Below are 17,713 nucleotides of genomic sequence, written 5' to 3'. Positions count from 1 at the left end.
ACCCCGCCCCCAGCCGAACGGCCCCGCACGCAGAGCCTCGCCGACATGCCTCGGATAGGGTGATTGAGTAGGAAAAACACCCCCCGGGGTCAGGACGATTCGTTGGACAGTCATCAGCCGGCGAGCGAGACGCCGGAGCGGCCGGACGCTGCCGTCGGATACGCGGGTGTGCTGCGCGAGCTGCTGCCGATCGCCCTCTGGAGGGAGGACGCCGACGGTCGCGTCGTCGAGTGGTCCCTCGCGGCGCAGGACCTCCTCGGACACCGCCCCGAGGACCTTCTCGGTCGTCCCGCCGCACCCGTGCTCGTGCCCGACGCCAACCGGGCGCTCGCCGACCAGCTGACCCGGCGGGTCCAGTCCGGCGAGTCCGTCGTGGGCACCCTGCCCGTGCGCCACCGCGACGGCCACGACGTGACGATGGAGATGTGGATCGTCCCCGACGCCGACCCCCAGGGACGGACCGGGGCCATGCTGATCGCCGTGGAGACCTCCGAGGTCCTGCGCATGCGCGACTCGCTGGCGGCCCTGCAGAGCCTGTTCACCCAGTCGCCCATCGGTCTCGCCACCCTCGGTCCCGACCTGCGCTTCCTGCGCGTCAACGACGCCCTGGCCCGGATGAACGGCGTCTCCCCGGCCGAACACCTCGGCAAGCGCCTGACCGAGGTCGTACCGGGCGTCAACGCGTCCGCCCTCGAGGCCACGATGCAGCAGGTCCTGGTCGGCGGCGAGGCTGTCGTCGACGTGCGCCGCACCGGGCGGACACCGTCCGACCCCGACCACGACCACACCTGGTCCTGCTCGTACGCCCCGCTGCTCGACGGCTCCGGCCGCCGGCTGGGCCTGATCGCCTCCCTCATCGACATCACCGAGAGCCAGCGCGCCCAGGTCGAGGTCGAGCGGGCCCGCCACCGCTTCGCCCTGCTCGCGGAGGCCGGCACCCGCATCGGCACCACCCTGGACCTGCGGCAGACCGCGGAGGAGGTCGTCCAGGTACTGGTTCCCCGGCTCGCCGACTCCGCCGACGTGCAGATGCTCGAAGCGGTCCTCGAACCCGACGAGGCCGCCGCGTCCACCCGGGGCGTCCTGCGCCGGCTCGCCGCCGCCTTCCCCGAACCGACCGCCCCCACCGCCTACCTGGTCGCCGGGCAGACCTACCAGGTCCCGCTCGGCACCGTGTACGAACGCGTGCTCACCGACGGCCGCCCCATGAACCTCTACCACTCCGACCTCGACGCCCTGTTCCCCGACCCGCGCGCCGCCCCGCTGCGGGACTACTTCGCCGACCGCATCGGCTCGGCCCGGATGGTCCCGATGGTCGCCCGCGGCAAGGTGCTCGGCTCGGTGACCGTGACCCGGGTCAAGGAGCGCGAACCGTTCGACGAGCAGGACCGCGTCCTCATCGACGACCTGGTGGCGCGCGCGGCACTCAGCATCGACAACGCCCGGATGTACACCGGTCAGCGCGAGGCCGCCCTCACGCTCCAGCGCAGCCTGACCAACAACGCCCTGCCCCGGGTCGGCGGCCTGGAACTCACCGGGCGCTACCTCCCCGCCAGCGACCACGACGTCGGCGGCGACTGGTACGACGTCATCGCCCTGTCCGAAGGCCGCACGGGCCTCGTGATCGGCGACGTCATGGGCCACGGCATCCACGCCGCGGCGGTCATGGGCCAGCTCCGCACCGCCGTCCGCACGCTCGCCCGCGAGGGCGTCCCGCCCGCCCAGCTGCTCCGCTCCCTGGACGCGGTCGTCGCGGACCTGGGGGAGGACGAGATGGCGACCTGCGTGTACGCCGTCCACGACCCGGCGACGGGCTGCGTCGTGATCGCCAGGGCCGGGCACCCGCCGCCCGCCGTCGCCACGGCCGACGGCGCGATCACCTTCCTGGAGGGTTCGCTCGGCACGCCCCTGGGCACCGGCGGCCAGGACTTCTGCACGCAGGAGGTGCCGCTCCCCCCGGGCTCCCTGTTCGTGCTGTACACCGACGGCCTCATCGAGGCCCGGGACCGGGACCTGGACGAGGGCATGGACCAGCTCGCCCGTGCCCTGTTCGACCTCGAACGGCCGCTGACCCGGCTCTGCGACGGCATCCTCGACCAGCTGCTGACCGGCGCGCCGCAGGACGACGTCGCCGTGCTGCTCGCCCGGACCGCCCTCGGCTGACCACGCCCGGATGACCGCCGGCTCCCCGACCGCCCTCGGCCGACGACGCCCGGGACTCCGGCCGCGGGCCGCCCGCCCCGCCCGCCTCACCAGGCCAGGTCCTCCAGCGCGTCCAGGTCCGGCACCGGCACCGCCGCCTGCACACCCCCGGTGAGCGGCAGCTCGGCCCAGATGACCTTGCCCCGCTCGGTGTAGCGGGTGCCCCAGCGCTCCGCGAACTGGGCGACCAGGAACAGACCGCGCCCGCCCTCGTCCGTGGTGGCGGCGTAGCGCAGGTGGGGCGACGTGCTGCTGCCGTCCGAGATCTCGCAGATGAGTTGCTCGTCCCGGAGCAGCCGCACCTTGATCGGCTCGGCACCGTAGCGGATCGCGTTGGTGACCAGCTCGCTCAGGATCAGCTCCGCGGAGAACGCGATGTCCTCCAGATCCCAGGCGGCCAGCTGCGCCGCGCCCTCGTTGCGGATCCGGGAGACCTCCGCCGGGTCGGAGGGCACCGTCCACTCCGCGATCCGGTCCGCCGGCAGCCGCCGGGTGTCGGCGACCAGCAGGGCGATGTCGTCGTCCGGCGCCGGGACGAGCAGGGAGGCCAGGACGTCCGCGCACGCCTGCTCGGGGCTCCGGCCGGTCGTCGCGAGCGCGTCCCGCAGCAGCGCGACTCCGGTGTCGAAGTCCCGGTCGCGGTCCTCCAGGAGGCCGTCGGTGAACAGGACGAGACGGCTGCCCTCCGGCAGCCGGAGCGCCGTGGCCTCGAAGGGCATCCCGCCCACGCCCAGCGGCAGACCGACCGGCAGCTCGGGGAACTCCACCCGCCCGTCCGGATGCACGATCGCGGGTCCGGGATGCCCGGCGCCGGCCATCGAGCACTGGCCGCTGGCCGGGTCGTAGACCACGTACAGGCAGGTGGCGCCGGTGATCCGTTCCGGCGAGTCGTCCTCTCCGCCGTCGGCGCCGTTCTCGCCGTTCCCCCCACCGCTGTCGGGGCGGTCGATCCGGTCGATCAGCTCGTCGAGGTGGCCCAGGAGCTCGTCGGGCGGCAGGTCCAGGGTGGAGAAGTTGAGCACCGCCGTCCGCAGCCGGCCCATGGTCGCCGCCGCGTGCAGCCCGTGCCCGACGACGTCGCCGACGACCAGCGCCACCCGGGCTCCCGGAAGCGGGATCACGTCGAACCAGTCGCCGCCCACCCCCGCCTTCGCCGGCAGGTAGCGGTAGGCGACGTCGACGGCGGACAGCTCCGGCAGCACCCGGGGGAGGAGGCTGCGCTGGAGGGTCACGGCCATGGCGTGCTCGCGGGTGAACCGGCGCGCGTTGTCGATGGAGACCGCGGCGCGCGCGGTCAGCTCCTCCCCGAAGGACACGTCCTCGTCGTCGAAGGGCTCGGGCGTCTCGGCCCGCCAGAAGTTGGCCATCCCGAGCACGACCCCGCGGGCCATCAGCGGCGCCGCGACCAGCGAGTGCAGACCGTAGGCGAGCGCGGCGGCGGCGCCCTCGGGGTCCTGGGCCCGCCAGCCGTCGGCCGTGTGCAGGTCGGTCACGAGGACCGCGTGCGCGGTGTCGAGCGCCACCGCCATCGGCGTCGTCGGCACGTCGCACCGGATCAGGTCGCCGACCGGCTGCAGCGGCGGCTGCTCCCCGATGCCCGACAGCGCGGCGCGGCGCATCTCGGTGTACGCGCCGCTCGGCTCCTCGCCCTGCAGCACCGGTTCCAGGAGTTCCACCGTCACGTAGTCGGCGAAGCGCGGCACCGCGACCTCCGACAGCTCCTCGGCGGTCCGCGCCACGTCCAGCGTGCTGCCGATCCGCACCCCGGCGTCGTAGAGCAGCTGGAGCCGGCCGCGGGCCACCTCCGCCCGGCCGGAGAGCGCGGCCAGCTCGGTCGAGTCCCGCAGGGTCATGACGGTCCCGGTGGGGCGGCCCTTGTACGGCGCGGTCGGACGCACGTTGACGGCGAGGAGCCGGTCGCCCGCGAGGTGCACCTCGTCCGTGACGCTGCGGCCGGAGGCGAGCAGCGAGGCGGTGCGCGGATCGAGGCCCAGCTCCGTCACGTGCCGCTGCTCGGCGTCCGGCGCCAGGTCGAGCAGCCGTCGCGCCTCGTCGTTGGCGAGCAGCAGCCTGCGGTCCGCGTCGATGATGAGCACCCCCTCGCGCACCGCGTGCAGGACCGCCTCGTGGTGCTCGTTGATCCGGGTCATCTCCAGCGGGCCCAGGCCGTGGGTCTGCCGGAGCAGACGGCGGGTCACCAGCGCGGCGCCGCCCACCGCGAGGACCAGGGCGCCCGCTGCGGTGCCGATGAGGAGCGGCAGTTGGCCCTCGACGACGTTGGAGACGTTCTCGACCTCGATCCCGGTGCCGACCAGGCCGACGATGTCGCCGTCGCCGGTCCGGATGGGGACGATCGCGCGGACCGCGCTCGACGGCTCGCCGGTGAAGACCTCGGTGAACGACTCCCCGCCCCTGGCGCGTGCGATGTCGCCGGTCGCGCGCTGCCCGATCAGCTCCGGCCGGGAGTCGGTGTAGCGGATGCCGTCGGGGGTCATCACGGCGATGAAGTCGACCCCCGCGGCCTTGCGGGCCGCTTCGGTCAGGGGCTGGAGCACGGCCGACGGGTCCGGTGCCCGCAGGGCGTCCAGCAGCCCCGGGGCGTGTGCGAACGCCTCCGCGGCGGCGAGCGACCGGTTGCGCGCGTCCGCCTCGGTGTCGTACCGGGCCTGGAGGATCAGGGCCAGCGTCCCCACCGCGACGAGCAGGCACACGATGATCGCCTGCAGGGCGAAGACCTGCCCGGCGACGCTGCGCAGCCCCAGCCCCCGTGTTCGGCCAAGCCTTCCGGTCATGGGGCTCTTCTCGTGGCTGCGGCTGTGATCACGGACTCGGCTGTCACCCGTTCACTTCCTCGGCACGTCGGGGCCGTAGGGGAACCCGTCCTTCCATGCTGCGCCTGCCCGGGCAGGAAATCGAGACGGGACCGGCACGCGTGTGTCGCCCCCGCCGGGGTACCGCGTCCCCGGTGCCGGGAGCGCCCCGTCGGCCGGGGCAGCGCGCGGCGCCCGGCCGGTGCCGAGGTCGATGTCGTTTTCTCGCCAGCCGGGAGCCCTCTCCGTCCCCGATGCTTGAACCCATGCACACCGACACCGAGGCCTGCGTCCGGGCCGTCAAGTCGAAGGACGCCCGCTTCGACGGCGTCTTCTTCACCGCCGTCCGGACCACCCGGATCTACTGCCGGCCCAGTTGCCCGGTCGTGCCGCCCAAGGTGGAGAACATGGTGTTCCACCCCAGCGCGGCCTCCTGCCAGCGCGCCGGATTCCGGGCGTGCAAGCGCTGCCGGCCCGACACCAGCCCCGGCTCCCCGGAGTGGAACGTCCGCGCCGATGTCGTGGCCCGCGCCATGCGGCTGATCCGGGACGGCGTGGTGGACCGCGAGGGCGTGCCCGGGCTCGCCGCACGGCTCGGCTACTCCACCCGCCAGATCGAGCGCCAGCTCCTCGCCGAGCTCGGCGCCGGCCCGCTCGCCCTGGCCCGCGCCCAGCGCGCCCAGGCGGCGCGCGTGCTCATCGAGACCACGCCGATGCCGATGGCCGAGATCGCCTTCGCCGCCGGCTTCTCCTCGATCCGCACCTTCAACGACACGGTCCGCGAGGTCTTCGCCCTGCCGCCCGGTGAGCTGCGCTCCCGCGCGGCCCGCTCCCGGGCTGCCGCGCGCGCCCCGCGCACCCCGGGCGTGATCGTGCTGCGGCTGCCGTACCGCGCGCCCCTCAACCCGTCCAACCTGTTCGGCCACCTCGCCGCGACCGCCGTCCCCGGGGTGGAGGAGTGGCGGGACGGCGCCTACCGCAGGACGCTGAGCCTGCCGCACGGACACGGCATCGTCGCCCTCGGTCCGCGCCCCGACCACATCGCCTGCCGCCTGTTCCTCACCGACCCGCGGGACCTGACCAACGCCATCAGCCGCTGCCGCTGGCTGCTCGACCTGGACGCCGACCCGGTGGCCGTCGACGACCAGCTGCGGACCGACCCGCTGCTCGCGCCGCTGGTCGACGCCGCACCCGGGCGCCGGGTGCCGCGGACGGTCGACGCCGCCGAGTTCGCCGTACGGGCGGTGCTGGGCCAGCAGGTGTCCACCGCCGCCGCCCGGACCCACGCGGCGCGCCTGGTCACCGCGCACGGCGTACCGGTCGACGACCCCGAAGGCGGGCTCACCCACCTCTTCCCGACGCCGGAGGCTCTGGCCTCGCTCGACCCCGCGTCCCTCGCGCTGCCCCGCAGCCGCCGGACCACCCTCGTCACCCTCGTCGGGGCACTCGCCGACGGCACACTGCGGCTCGGCCTCGACAGCGACTGGGACGAGGCACGGGCCCGGCTCCTGGCCCTGCCGGGCTTCGGCCCGTGGACCACCGAGGTCATCGCGATGCGGGCGCTGGGGGACCCGGACGCGTTCCTGCCGGGCGACCTCGGCATGCGCCGCGCGGCCGAGGGCCTCGGGCTGCCGGCCACCCCGGCAGCCCTCACGGCCGCCGCCGCGCGCTGGCGGCCCTGGCGGGCGTACGCCGTCCAGTACCTCTGGGCGACCGACGACCACCCGATCAACCATCTCCCGACCGACTGAGAAGACATCCCTGGAAAGCCGAGACCATGCCCCTCGTACAGCACACGGTCGTGGACAGCCCCTACGACCCCCTCACCCTGGTCGCCGTCGACGGCGTCCTCAGCCGCATGTACATGACCGACCAGCGCCACCGCCCGCCGGAGGAGACCTTCGGGGAGCCCGACCCGCGGCCGTTCGGCGAGGCGATCCGCCAGCTCGACGCGTACTTCGCCGGCGAACTGACGGAGTTCGACCTCCCGCTGCGCCTCGACGGCACCGAGTTCCAGCTGCGGGTCTGGGAGCAGCTGCGGCGCATCCCGTACGGCGAGACCCGCACCTACGGCGAGCTTGCCGAGGCCCTCGGCAGCCCGGGTGCCTCGCGCGCGGTCGGCCTGGCGAACGGGAAGAACCCGGTCACCATCATCGTCCCGTGCCACCGGGTGATCGGCGCGGGCGGCAGCCTGACCGGCTACGGCGGCGGGCTGAGCCGCAAGCAGCGGCTGCTGGCCTTCGAATCGGGCGCGGCCGAGCCGGACGCGCTCTTCTGACAGGCGCCGCACGGCACCGCACCGGACCGCGGGACGCGGTCCGGTGCGGGTGTCGCGAGGTCCTCGACCGGCCGGCGGCCCGGCGCCGCCGGGTCCCGGCCTTCAGGCGTAGCGTCCGAGCACCTTCGGCAGCGCCGTCCCGATCGGCTCGCGGACGAGTTCGTCGGCGACCGCGTCGTACGGGGTCGGCTGCGCGTTGACGATGATCAGACGGGCCCCGTGCTCCGCGGCGATGCCCGCGAGCGAGGCCGCCGGCTGGACCTGGAGGCTGGTGCCGACGGCGATGAACACCTCGGTCGCCTTGGCGATCGACATCGCCTCGCCCAGCACCACCGGGTCGAGACGCTGGCCGAACATCACGGTGGCCGACTTGAGGACGGCCCCGCAGGCGAGACACCCCGGATCGTCCTCACCGGCGCGCACCCGGTCCAGCGCGTCGCTCATCGACGACCGGGCATGGCAGCCCGTGCACACCACCGAGCGCGCCGAACCGTGGAGTTCGAGCACCTTGCGCTCGGACAGCCCGGCGATCTGGTGCAGTCCGTCGACGTTCTGCGTGATCACCCGGACCGGGTTCCCGGACTGTTCGAAGGCGGCGATCGCCCGGTGTGCCGCGTTCGGCTCGGCACGCAGCACGGGCCCCTCCAGCCGCACCCGCCACGCGCGCCGCCGGATCCCGGGATCCTTCATGTAGTGCTCGTAGGTGGCGAGCTTCTCCGCCTCCGGATCGCGCGTCCACACGCCGTCGGGTCCTCGGTAGTCCGGGATGCCGGAATCCGTGGAGATCCCGGCTCCGCTGAGTATCGCGACCATGGTCATGTCGCGAGCGTATGCGGGCCGGCGGCGCCGCCGCGAACGGTTTGATCGGCGCCGCGCACCCGCCCCGGCCGAGGCGCCCGCCCCAGGGTCAGCGCGGCGGAAGGCCGTTCTCCAGCTCCACCGGCCCCCCGCCGCGCGCCAGCACGTCCAGGGCGGCGAGAACCCGCAGGCCCAGGCTGCCCGGCAGGTGGGCGGCGACCTCGTCGGGTGTGATCAGCTTCCAGGACAGCAGCTCGTCCTCCGGGAGCCGGATCGCGGCGAACTGCTCCTCGGAGAGCACCCCGCCGTCGTAGACGTACGCCACGACCGGCGGCCTCGCCGGCCCGAGCACCCAGTCGACCGCGAGGAGCGGCCCGAGCACGACGTCCAGGCCGATCTCCTCGGCCGTCTCGCGGCGCGCTCCCTGGCGGGGTGTCTCGTCCGTGTCGGACTCGATCGTGCCGCCGGGCAGGGCCCAGCCCTCGCGGTAGTCGGGCTCCACGACGAGGATCCGGCCCGCGGAGTCCCGGAAGAGCGCGCCGGCGCCGGCCAGGACTCGGGGGAGGCTCGCGATGTACGTGGCGTAGTCGGTCGTCGTCATGGCGTCAGCGTAGCCAGCCGCACGGTCCGCTCCGCCAACTCGCCGATCCGCGCGCCGTCGAACCCGAAGACCGCGCTCCGCACCCGGTCCGCCAGCGGTTCGACCCACTGCGGGGGGATCGCGGCGGCCCCGCACAGCACCCCCGCCACCGAGCCCGCCGTCGCCCCGTTGGAGTCGGTGTCCAGCCCACCGCGCACCGTCAGCGCGATCGTGCGGGTGAAGTCGCCCTCGCCGTACAGCAGGCCGGCGGTCAGGACCGCGGCGTTGGGCAGGACGTGGATCCAGCCCAGCCCCGCGGTCCGCGCGGCGAGTTCGGCGAGGGCGTCGGACCACGGCGTGCCCGACTCGTACAGCGCGATCGTCAGCCGCACCACGCGGGCGAGGCGGCTGCTCGCCGGGATCCGTTCCAGCGCGGTCTCCAGCGCGGTCCGCACGTCCGGTGCCACGAAGGCGGCCGCGATCAGGGCGGCGGCCCACATCGCCCCGTACACGCCGTTGCCCGTGTGCGACAGGACCGCGTCGCGCCGGGCGAGGGACGCGGCCCGGCGCGGGTCGCCGGGCGAGGTCCAGCCGTACACGTCGGCCCGGATCAGGGCGCCGATCCACTCCTGGTACGGATTGTCGTAGGTGGCGGTGAGCGGGGGCCCGAGGCCGTCGGCGAGGTTGCGGTACGCGACGCGCTCCGCCGTGAACGTCTGGAGGTAGGGCAGGCGCAGCAGCCAGAGCTCGCCGACCTGCTCGGTGGTGAACGAGAAGCCCCGGGTCTCCAGGAGATGCAGGCCGAGGATCGCGTAGTCCACGTCGTCGTCCCGGCAGCTTCCGTGGATCCGGCCGCGCACGCACTGCGGCCACTCGGGCCGCAGCTCGAAGCCGGCGGCGTCCGGCGGCGGCGGAGGCAGGTAGTCGGTGAGCGGAAGGGCGTCCGTCAGCCGGAGATAGGCGTCGATGTGTACGGGAGTCCAGTGGTCGCCCTGCTCGACGGGCTTGCCGAGCATGTTCCCGGCGATCCTGCCCGTCCAGCCGCCGAGGATCCGGTCGGCGAGTTCGCCGTGCGTGAGCCCCATACCTCCGGTGTACCGAAGGGGCGGTCCCGGCGCGCGCCGAGCGGCCGTCCCCGTACCGCCCCGACTCCGCCCGCGGCCGGACCCGGCCGCGCCGACGAGGTTTGATCGATCGGTTCGGCGTCCGCTGCCCCGCTATGGTCCGGAATATCGCCCTATCAGAGGGTGGCACGCCGTCTTCCGGTCCGGATAGGGTCGGCCCTGGCGCGACTGCCTGTTCGAAAGCAAGGGATGCAAGGTGACGGACGGAGCAGTAACTGAGGTCGCACGTGTGCTCGTCGCGGCCGACAAGTTCAAGGGCTCGCTCACGGCCGTACAGGTCGCGGAGCGGGTCACGGCAGGGCTGCGACGGGTCGTCCCGGAGCTCGACGTGGAGACACTGCCCGTCGCGGACGGCGGCGACGGTACGGTCGCCGCCGCGGTCGCGGCCGGGTTCGAACGCCGTGAGGTGACGGTGACCGGCCCTCTCGGCGAGCCGGTCACGGCGGCGTACGCGCTGCGCGGCACCACCGCGGTCGTGGAGATGGCGGAGGCGTCCGGTCTCCAGCTCCTCCCGCGCGACGTGTTCGCACCGCTGACGGCGACGACGTACGGCTCCGGCGAGCTGCTGCGGGCGGCCCTGGACGCCGGCGCGACCCAGATCGTCTTCGGTGTCGGCGGCAGCGCGACGACCGACGGCGGCGCCGGCATGCTGGCGGCGCTCGGCGCGGAGTTCCTCGACGCCGACGGCGCGCCCGTCGGCCCGGGCGGCGGCGGCCTGCGCGACCTCGCCACGGCGGACCTCTCCGGCATCGACCCCCGGTTCGCCTCGGTCGACCTGGTCCTGGCCAGCGACGTGGACAACCCGCTGACCGGACCGAAGGGCGCGCCGGCCGTCTACGGTCCGCAGAAGGGAGCGTCCCCCGAGGACGTCGAGACCCTGGACGCGGCGCTCTCGCACTTCGTCACGGTCCTGGAGCGGTCCATCGGCGCCAAGGCCGCCGACTGTGCGGCCGCCCCGGGCGCGGGCGGCGCCGGCGGCATCGGCTACGGCGCGCTCGTCGGCCTGGACGCGAGCTTCCGCCCGGGCATCGAGCTGATGCTGGACGTGCTGGGCTTCGCCCCCGCGCTGGCGAAGGCCACCCTGGTCATCACCGGCGAGGGCTCCCTCGACGAGCAGACCCTGCACGGCAAGGCACCCGCCGGCGTCGCCGCGGCGGCCCGCGCGGCGGACAAGGAGGTCGTCGCGGTCTGCGGCCGCCTCGCCCTGGCCCCGGAGAGCCTGGGGGCGGCCGGTATCCGCCGCGCCTACCCCCTCACGGACCTGGAGCCGGACACCGCCGCCTGCATCGCCAACGTCGGCCCGCTCCTGGAGCAGGTCGCGGCGAACATCGCGCGGGACTTCCTGACCTAAAGCGTGGGGGAGGGCCTCCGGCCGTCGTGCGGCCCCGCGAGGGCCGCACGACCGGACCCCCCTCCCGGGCCGTCACCCCGCCGCCGTGAGGCGGAAGGCGTCCAGGGCCAGGGTCATCTCCGTCAGGTCCCGCGGCCGCGACAACGAGCGGGACGTCAGCTGCTCCAGGCGGCGCAGCCGGTTGAAGACCGTGTTCCGGTGGCAGTACAGCCGGCCCGCCGCCCGGCCTGCCGAACCCTCGCAGTCGAGCCAGACGTCCAGCGTCTCCAGCAGGATCGCCCGGTCCGCCGGGTCCAGCTCCAGCAGGGCGCCGAGGACGTCCGCGACGAGCAGCCCCGCGAGCTCCGGCTGGCCGACCACCAGCGCGCCCGCCATCCGGCGGTCCAGCCGGACGACCTGCCGGGACTCCGGCGGGCAGGTGCGCAGGGCCAGTTCGGCCAGCCGGCGCCCGCGGCCCAGCTCCGAGAGACCGGTGACCACCGGGCTGATCCCGCCCGGCCCCGGACAGCGCCCCTCCAGCAGCTCCGCCAGCGCGTCCAGCCCCGTGCCCTCCGCCAGCGACACCACGCCGATCTCGCAGTCCGCCCGCATCCGCCACAGGAACCGCACCCCCGCACCCTGCACCCGGCGGTGGAACGGCTCTGACGCCTCCCGCCGGTCGTGCCGCAGCACCACCACCGCGTAACGTCCGTGCTCCGGCAGATCCAGGCCCGCCGCCGCCCGCGACACGACCTCCGGCGAGCGCTGCCCCTGGAGCAGCGCGTCGAGCAGCGCCTGGAGCTGCTCGTCCGTACGACGCTGGAGCTCCAGCTCCGTCGCCCGGTACGCCTCCGACGCCGTGTCCGCCTGCGCGTCCACCGCCGACCACACGATCGTCGCCGACTGCATCAGCGTCGCCAGCTGCGCCGCGTCCGCCGTCTCGATCAGCGCGTCCCACACCAGGTGCCCGGCATGGCGGTAGGCGTGCACCACCAGCTCCAGCGGCATGCCCTGTTCCGCACGCCGCCGCCCCATCTCCTCCGCGTGCACCAGATCGCGGCGAGGCGAGTCACGGGGCGCCGAGATCATCTCGATGCCGACCCGCATCGCCGCGTGGGCCTCCTGCCAGTGCTGGTCGTACGGCACGATCCGGCCATAGGCGGGCTCGTACTCGTACAGCTCCCGAAGGTGCTCGTCCACCAGCTCGGGCAGGCGCTCCAGCAGTGCCGTGCACGCCCGTGCCAGAAGCTTCCAGTCGTCTCCGGTCCGTGGTCTGCGCCGTCCCATGCTCCGGAGGATGCCACCCCCCGGCCCTCCGCCGCAGGCCCCTGACACGCAGTGTTGTGCGCGTGCACAACCCGCCGCCGCGCCCGCTGGGCACCGGCAGCGATTCCGCCGCCGGACGTGGACCTGCGGCCTGCACGGTGCTGGGGTGAGCGCCATTGAACAGGCCACGGAATCCGAAGCGGACCCCCGGTCATGCCCGGAGACCCGGCATGTCCGAGGGCCGATCGGGCCACGGAAGGGGAGCCATGGGAGGTACCGCACTCGCACTCGAGGTGGCGGACCTGTCGGCGGGGTACGGACCGGTCCGCGCACTGCGCCGGGTGACGCTCGACGTACCGGAGGGCAGCGTCGTCACCGTCCTCGGCGGCAACGGCGCCGGCAAGTCCACACTGCTGCGGGCGATCTCGCGCACACTGTCGTTCCACGGCGGGTCCGTCACGGGCGGCACCGTGACCTTCGGCGACCGGCCGCTCGGCGGGCTCGCCCCGGACCGGGTGGTCGCCGCCGGCGTCTCCCAGGTCCCGGAGGGACGCCAGGTCTTCGCCCGGATGACGGTCGAGGACAACCTGCGCGCCGGGATGCTCGGAGCACGCGGCGACCGCTCGGGGCGGAACTCCGCCCTGCGGTGGGTCCACGAGCTCTTCCCGGTCCTCGCCGACCGGGCCCAGCAGAAGGCCGGGCTCCTCTCCGGCGGCGAGCAGCAGATGCTCGCCGTCGGCCGCGCCCTGATGGCCTCGCCGAAGCTGCTGCTCCTGGACGAGCCCTCGCTCGGCCTCGCGCCGCTGATGGCCGCCCGGATCGCCGACACCATCCGCGAGATCAACGCCCGGGGCACCGCCGTGCTCCTCGTCGAACAGAACGCGGCACTCGCCCTCAGGCTCGCCTCCCGGGCGTACGTCCTGGAGGTCGGCGAGGTCACCCTGTCCGGGCCGGCCGAGGAGCTCGCGGCCTCCGACGAGGTGCGCCGCCGCTATCTGGGCGTGGTCGACGAGGACGCCGCCGCCGACGCGGCGGGCGCCGCGACGGCGCACCCCGTGCTCTCCCGCTGGGAGGACGCCCGATGACACCGTCCACGGTCCCGCCCTCCGGCCCGGCCCCGGCGTCCGCGCCGGCCGAGCCCGTACCCGCCCTGCACGTCGAGAACCTGACCGTCCGCTTCGCCGGACTCACCGCGCTCGACGCCGTCGGCTTCACCGTCAGGCCCGGCACCGTCCACGCCGTCATCGGACCCAACGGCGCGGGCAAGTCCACCTGCTTCAACGTCCTGTCCGGGGTCTACAAGGCCACCTCCGGATCCGTCCGCTTCGGCACGCACGAACTCACCGCGCTGCCCCCGCACAAGATCGCCGACCTCGGGGTCGCCCGCATCTTCCAGAACCTCGCCCTGCCGCCGCGCGCCACCGTCGAGGACAGCCTGATGCTCGGCCGGCACCGGCTCACCAGGACCGGCTTCGTCGCCGCCGGGCTCCGGCTGCCCGCGGCGGCCCGCGAGGAGGCACGGCACCGGGCCAGGGTCCGGGAGATCGCCGCCTTCGTCGGCCTGGAGAAGCAACTCGCGCAGCCCGCCGGCTCGCTCCCGTACGGCCAGCAGAAGCTCGCCGAACTGGCCCGCGCGCTGTGCATGGAGCCCCGGCTGCTGCTCCTGGACGAGCCCGTCGCCGGCATGACCGCCGACGAGCGGCGCCGTACCGCCGCGGTCATCGCGGGCGTCCGCGACAGCCTCGGCATCTCCATCGTCCTCGTCGAACACGACATGGGCGTGGTGATGCGGCTCGCCGACGCCGTCACCGTCCTCGACTTCGGCCGTCGCATCGCCGACGGCACCCCCGCCGACGTACAGAACGACCCGGCGGTCGTCCGCGCCTATCTCGGAGAGGAGAACGCCGAGTGACCACCTTTGCCGAACTCCTCCTGGGCGGCGTCTCGCTGGGCTCCATCTACGCCCTCATCGCCCTCGGCTTCGTGGTGATCTTCCGCGCCACCGAGGTCGTCAACTTCGCACACGCCTCGCTCCTGCTCGCCGGCGGCTACATCACCGCCGTGCTCCACGACGACATCGGGTTCTGGCCCGCACTGCTGGTCGGCATCGCCGGCGCGGCCCTCGTCGGCGCGGCCGTCGAGTTCCTCGTCATGCGCCGCTACCGCGGCTCGGACCATAGCGTGCTCGCCATCGTCACGATCGGCGTCGACATCCTCCTCGCCACCGAACTGACCCGTCGCATCGGCACCGACATCCTGGCGCTCGGCGACCCCTGGGGCGACTCCGTCGTCGCGCTCGGACCCGTCACGATCGCGCAGACCCGGATCGCCGCGTTCCTCGCCGCCGGCCTCCTCATCACCGCCTTCCTGCTGGCCTTCCGCCACACCTCGTGGGGAGTCGCCATGAGGGCCGCCGCCGAGAACCAGGAGACCGCGGCCCTCATGGGCATCCGCCTCGGCCGCGTCTCGATCGGCGCCTGGGCGGTGGCCGGCGGGCTCGCCGCCGTCGCCGCGCTCTTCCTCACCGTCTTCCCGACCCCCGGCCTGGAGCGCACCACCTCGCTGGCCGCGCTGAAGGCCTTCCCGGCCGCGATCCTCGGCGGCCTGGACTCCACCACCGGCGCCCTCGTCGGCGGACTCCTCGTCGGCATCACCGAATCCCTCGCCACCGGCTACCAGGGCGACCTGACCTTCCTCGGCCGCGGCATCGGCGACCTCGCGCCCTACCTCGTGATGGTCGCGGTGCTGCTGATCCGCCCGGCCGGACTCTTCGGCACGAAGGAGCCGGCCCGTGTCTGACGCACTGCCCCGCCGCGGACTCGCCGCCGTCACCCGCCCCCGGGTGTACGGCTGGGCCGCCGCCGGCCTCGTCCTCGCCGCCTTCCCCTTCTACCTGGACCGCTTCTGGCTCCAGGCGGGACTCTTCGCCATGGCCGCCGCCATCGGCGCCCTCGGCATCAACCTGCTGACCGGCGCCACCGGACAGCTCTCCATGGGCCACGCCTTCTTCCTCGCCGTCGGCGCGTACGGGTACTGCGCCTTCGCCGGCGACGGCGCCGACGGACTGGCCGGACTCGGGCTGCCCGGCTGGCTCGCCGCCGTCCTGGCCGTCGCCCTGGCGGGCCTGGCGGGCGGGGTCTTCAGCCCCATCGCGGGCCGGCTGCGCGGCGCCTACCTCGGCATCGCCACCCTCGCGCTGATCTTCATCGGCCAGCACGTGCTGTTCAACGCGCACGACCTCACCGGCGGCTACAACGGCCGGGCGGTGCCCCCGCTGTCCCTGTTCGGGATCACCTTCGACGACAGCGAACTCCTCGTCGCCCAGGTGCCCTTCGGCTCCGCCGAGAAGCTCTGGTACCTGGGGCTGGTCCTGCTCCTCGCCGGCGCGCTCTTCGCCCGCGGAGTCCTGCGCGGCCGTCCGGGCCGCGCCATGAACGCCATCCGCGACCACCGGATCGCGGCCGGCGTCATGGGGATCCCCGTGGCCCGCTACCGGGCCGCCGTCTTCGTCCTGTCGTCCATGTACGCGGGCCTCGCCGGCGTCCTCCTCGCGCTGGTCTTCCAGCGGACCGTGCCGGAGTACTTCGGCATGATGCTCTCCCTCGAATACCTGGCCATGATCGTCATCGGCGGTCTCGGCTCGGTCGCCGGAGCGGTGGTCGGAGGCGTCTTCGTCTCCCTGCTGCCGCAGCTCCTCAACCGGTACAGCGACGCCCTGCCCCTGGTCTCTGCCCCCGGGACGGGCGGGATCGCACCGGGGGAGGCCGCGCGCTACCTGTACGGCGCCGCCGTGGTCGCGGTGGTGCTGTTCCTGCCCGGAGGCCTGGTCCGGCTTGCCTCCCGGCGATCCACGCACCCCATCCAACCCTCAGTGGAGGAAAGATGAACCACCGACGACGGGCCGTGCGGGGCCTGGCCGCCGCAGTCGCCGCCCTGGTCGCGCTGACTGCCGCGGGCTGCAGCAGCAAGGCCAAGAGCAGCGACGACTCGGGCACCGGAGCGGGCGGGGTGAAGGCCGGCGAGGGCGTCACCGACAAGACCATCACGCTCGGCGCGCTCACCGACATGACGGGGGTCTACGCCACCCTCGGCAAGAGCGTCACGCAGGCGCAGCAGCTCTACGTGAAGCAGGTCAACGCGTCCGGCGGCATCTGCGGGCGGCAGCTGGAGCTGACCGTCCGCGACCACGGCTACGACCCGCAGAAGGCGCTCTCCGCCTACACCGAGCTGGAGCCGAAGGTCGTCGGCTTCCCCCAGTTCATCGGCTCCCCGTTCGTCGCCGCGGTCAAGCCCCGCGTCGACGGCCAGGACAAGGGACTCGTGCTGCCGCAGGCCTGGTCGGCCTCGCTGCTCGGTTCCCCGTACATCCGCGTCCTCGGCTCCACCTACGACGTCGAGACGATCAACGCCGTCGACTTCCTGGTCACCGAGAAGGGCCTGAAGGCGGGGGACAAGCTCGGCCACGTCTACTTCGAGGGCGACTACGGCGAGAACGCGCTCAAGGGCTCCCGCTACGCCGCCGAGAAGGCCGGCCTCACGGTGGTCGAGCAGAAGATCAAGCCGACGGACAACGACATGTCGGCCCAGGTCGCGGCGCTCAAGCAGGCGGGCGTCAAGGGCATCGTCCTCAGCGCGGGCCCGCGCCAGGCCGCCTCGCTCGTCGGCGTCGCCGCCGCGACCGGGCTGCGGGTGCCGGTCATCGGGAACAACTCGGCCTTCGCCCCGCAGCTGCTGGGCACCCAGGCCGGGCCCGCCCTGGAGAAGATGTACTGGTTCGCCTCCCCGAGCCTTCCGATCGGCGCCGACACCCCCGCCGCGAAGAAGCTCGTCGCCGACTACAAGGCCGCCTACCCGAGCGACGGCCTCGACAACGGCATCGTCGCCGGCTGGACCGCGGCGACCGTCTTCGGCGAGGCGCTGAAGAAGGCGTGCGAGTCGAAGGACCTCACCCGCGAGGGCGTCGACAAGGCGCTCCTCACCCTGAACGGCTACGACGCCGGCTTCGGCATGAAGCACGACTTCGGTGACCCGAAGGCCCCGTCGTCCCGCGAGTCCGTGATCATCCAGCCCGACAAGTCCGTCGCCGGGGGCATGCGGACCGTCCGTACGCCCTTCGTCTCGGAGGCGGCGCGGAGCTACGCGGTGAAGTGACCGGCCGACCGTCCGGCCCCCCGCCCGTCCGGCGACCCGGTCGTCCGGTCGCGGCGGGGAACCCGCTACCCGTCCTGGCGCGCGAAGCCCGTGCGCCGGGACGGGTACGCGGGTGTCCAGCCGTCCGCCCGCGCCCGTGGCGGCCGCGAGGAACGCACGGATGAGGTGATCGCG

Annotated in this window: 14 protein-coding genes; 9 read left to right on the top strand and 5 right to left on the bottom strand. The window is 74.0% G+C overall.

Annotated elements, in window-relative coordinates; all coding sequences use genetic code 11:
- The first annotated feature begins 102 nt into the window (after positions 1 to 102).
- Complete coding sequence (locus tag ACE1OA_RS07085) at positions 103 to 2,163, top strand: SpoIIE family protein phosphatase (RefSeq protein WP_356608773.1); 2,061 nt, start codon at positions 103 to 105, stop codon at positions 2,161 to 2,163.
- Positions 2,164 to 2,249: 86 nt separating this feature from the next.
- Here the strand turns inward: ACE1OA_RS07085 and ACE1OA_RS07080 are convergent, their stop codons facing one another.
- Complete coding sequence (locus ACE1OA_RS07080; RefSeq protein ID WP_356608775.1) at positions 2,250 to 4,994, bottom strand: SpoIIE family protein phosphatase; 2,745 nt, start codon at positions 4,992 to 4,994, stop codon at positions 2,250 to 2,252.
- Between the two features lie 284 nt (positions 4,995 to 5,278).
- Here ACE1OA_RS07080 and ACE1OA_RS07075 point away from each other — a divergent pair, with 284 nt between their 5' ends.
- Positions 5,279 to 6,763, top strand: a complete 1,485-nt coding sequence (locus ACE1OA_RS07075) for an AlkA N-terminal domain-containing protein (protein ID WP_384870598.1) — start codon at positions 5,279 to 5,281, stop codon at positions 6,761 to 6,763.
- 26 nt (positions 6,764 to 6,789) lie between these two features.
- Complete coding sequence (locus ACE1OA_RS07070; RefSeq protein WP_356775653.1) at positions 6,790 to 7,290, top strand: methylated-DNA--[protein]-cysteine S-methyltransferase; 501 nt, start codon at positions 6,790 to 6,792, stop codon at positions 7,288 to 7,290.
- Between the two features lie 102 nt (positions 7,291 to 7,392).
- Here the strand turns inward: ACE1OA_RS07070 and ACE1OA_RS07065 are convergent, their stop codons facing one another.
- The 3 genes from ACE1OA_RS07065 to ACE1OA_RS07055 all read right to left on the bottom strand — a co-directional run bounded on the left by ACE1OA_RS07065 (position 7,393) and on the right by ACE1OA_RS07055 (position 9,753).
- Positions 7,393 to 8,109, bottom strand: a complete 717-nt coding sequence (locus ACE1OA_RS07065; RefSeq protein WP_356608781.1) for an SIR2 family NAD-dependent protein deacylase — start codon at positions 8,107 to 8,109, stop codon at positions 7,393 to 7,395.
- Between the two features lie 88 nt (positions 8,110 to 8,197).
- On the bottom strand, positions 8,198 to 8,689 hold the full coding sequence (locus ACE1OA_RS07060; protein ID WP_356775657.1) for an NUDIX hydrolase: 492 nt from the start codon (positions 8,687 to 8,689) through the stop codon (positions 8,198 to 8,200).
- Positions 8,686 to 9,753, bottom strand: a complete 1,068-nt coding sequence (locus ACE1OA_RS07055; RefSeq protein WP_432752488.1) for an ADP-ribosylglycohydrolase family protein — start codon at positions 9,751 to 9,753, stop codon at positions 8,686 to 8,688. The genes ACE1OA_RS07060 and ACE1OA_RS07055 overlap by 4 nt, the downstream gene beginning before the upstream one ends.
- Before the next feature lie 235 nt (positions 9,754 to 9,988).
- On the opposite strand from ACE1OA_RS07055, the gene ACE1OA_RS07050 reads away from it, so the two are divergent.
- Positions 9,989 to 11,143, top strand: a complete 1,155-nt coding sequence (locus ACE1OA_RS07050; protein ID WP_432752487.1) for a glycerate kinase — start codon at positions 9,989 to 9,991, stop codon at positions 11,141 to 11,143.
- 72 nt (positions 11,144 to 11,215) lie between these two features.
- Here ACE1OA_RS07050 and ACE1OA_RS07045 read toward each other — a convergent pair whose 3' ends face one another.
- The gene (locus ACE1OA_RS07045) at positions 11,216 to 12,409 is read right to left on the bottom strand and encodes a PucR family transcriptional regulator (protein ID WP_356608789.1); all 1,194 of its coding nucleotides are present in this window, start codon (positions 12,407 to 12,409) and stop codon (positions 11,216 to 11,218) included.
- A 245-nt stretch (positions 12,410 to 12,654) separates the two neighbouring features.
- Here ACE1OA_RS07045 and ACE1OA_RS07040 point away from each other — a divergent pair, with 245 nt between their 5' ends.
- From ACE1OA_RS07040 to ACE1OA_RS07020, 5 genes are read left to right on the top strand one after another with little or no spacing between them, the layout of a single operon-like run.
- Positions 12,655 to 13,473 carry an ABC transporter ATP-binding protein gene (locus ACE1OA_RS07040; protein WP_386540870.1) on the top strand — a complete coding sequence of 273 codons (819 nt, stop codon included), beginning with the start codon at positions 12,655 to 12,657 and terminating at the stop codon, positions 13,471 to 13,473.
- Positions 13,470 to 14,300: an ABC transporter ATP-binding protein gene (locus ACE1OA_RS07035; RefSeq protein WP_356608793.1), complete on the top strand. Its 831-nt coding sequence runs from the start codon at positions 13,470 to 13,472 to the stop codon at positions 14,298 to 14,300. The genes ACE1OA_RS07040 and ACE1OA_RS07035 overlap by 4 nt, the downstream gene beginning before the upstream one ends.
- Positions 14,297 to 15,187, top strand: a complete 891-nt coding sequence (locus ACE1OA_RS07030; RefSeq protein ID WP_356775661.1) for a branched-chain amino acid ABC transporter permease — start codon at positions 14,297 to 14,299, stop codon at positions 15,185 to 15,187. The genes ACE1OA_RS07035 and ACE1OA_RS07030 overlap by 4 nt, the downstream gene beginning before the upstream one ends.
- Complete coding sequence (locus ACE1OA_RS07025) at positions 15,180 to 16,274, top strand: branched-chain amino acid ABC transporter permease (RefSeq protein ID WP_356608797.1); 1,095 nt, start codon at positions 15,180 to 15,182, stop codon at positions 16,272 to 16,274. The genes ACE1OA_RS07030 and ACE1OA_RS07025 overlap by 8 nt, the downstream gene beginning before the upstream one ends.
- On the top strand, positions 16,271 to 17,539 hold the full coding sequence (locus ACE1OA_RS07020; protein WP_356608799.1) for an ABC transporter substrate-binding protein: 1,269 nt from the start codon (positions 16,271 to 16,273) through the stop codon (positions 17,537 to 17,539). The genes ACE1OA_RS07025 and ACE1OA_RS07020 overlap by 4 nt, the downstream gene beginning before the upstream one ends.
- Positions 17,540 to 17,713 lie beyond the last annotated feature (174 nt).

This window comes from Streptomyces sp. JL2001 (assembly GCF_050917515.1).
Lineage (GTDB): Bacteria > Actinomycetota > Actinomycetes > Streptomycetales > Streptomycetaceae > Streptomyces.
The sequence above is the reverse complement of the archived record's forward strand: the minus strand, read 5'-3'. Positions and strand labels throughout refer to the sequence as shown.

Coding starts and splice junctions, on each gene's coding strand:
- ACE1OA_RS07065 (WP_356608781.1), bottom strand. CDS start 8,109: ATGACCATGGTCGCGATACTCAGCGGAGCCGGGATCTCCACGGATTCC.
- ACE1OA_RS07055 (WP_432752488.1), bottom strand. CDS start 9,753: ATGGGGCTCACGCACGGCGAACTCGCCGACCGGATCCTCGGCGGCTGG.
- ACE1OA_RS07040 (WP_386540870.1), top strand. CDS start 12,655: ATGGGAGGTACCGCACTCGCACTCGAGGTGGCGGACCTGTCGGCGGGG.
- ACE1OA_RS07075 (WP_384870598.1), top strand. CDS start 5,279: ATGCACACCGACACCGAGGCCTGCGTCCGGGCCGTCAAGTCGAAGGAC.
- ACE1OA_RS07080 (WP_356608775.1), bottom strand. CDS start 4,994: ATGACCGGAAGGCTTGGCCGAACACGGGGGCTGGGGCTGCGCAGCGTC.
- ACE1OA_RS07035 (WP_356608793.1), top strand. CDS start 13,470: ATGACACCGTCCACGGTCCCGCCCTCCGGCCCGGCCCCGGCGTCCGCG.
- ACE1OA_RS07020 (WP_356608799.1), top strand. CDS start 16,271: ATGAACCACCGACGACGGGCCGTGCGGGGCCTGGCCGCCGCAGTCGCC.
- ACE1OA_RS07045 (WP_356608789.1), bottom strand. CDS start 12,409: ATGGGACGGCGCAGACCACGGACCGGAGACGACTGGAAGCTTCTGGCA.
- ACE1OA_RS07070 (WP_356775653.1), top strand. CDS start 6,790: ATGCCCCTCGTACAGCACACGGTCGTGGACAGCCCCTACGACCCCCTC.
- ACE1OA_RS07060 (WP_356775657.1), bottom strand. CDS start 8,689: ATGACGACGACCGACTACGCCACGTACATCGCGAGCCTCCCCCGAGTC.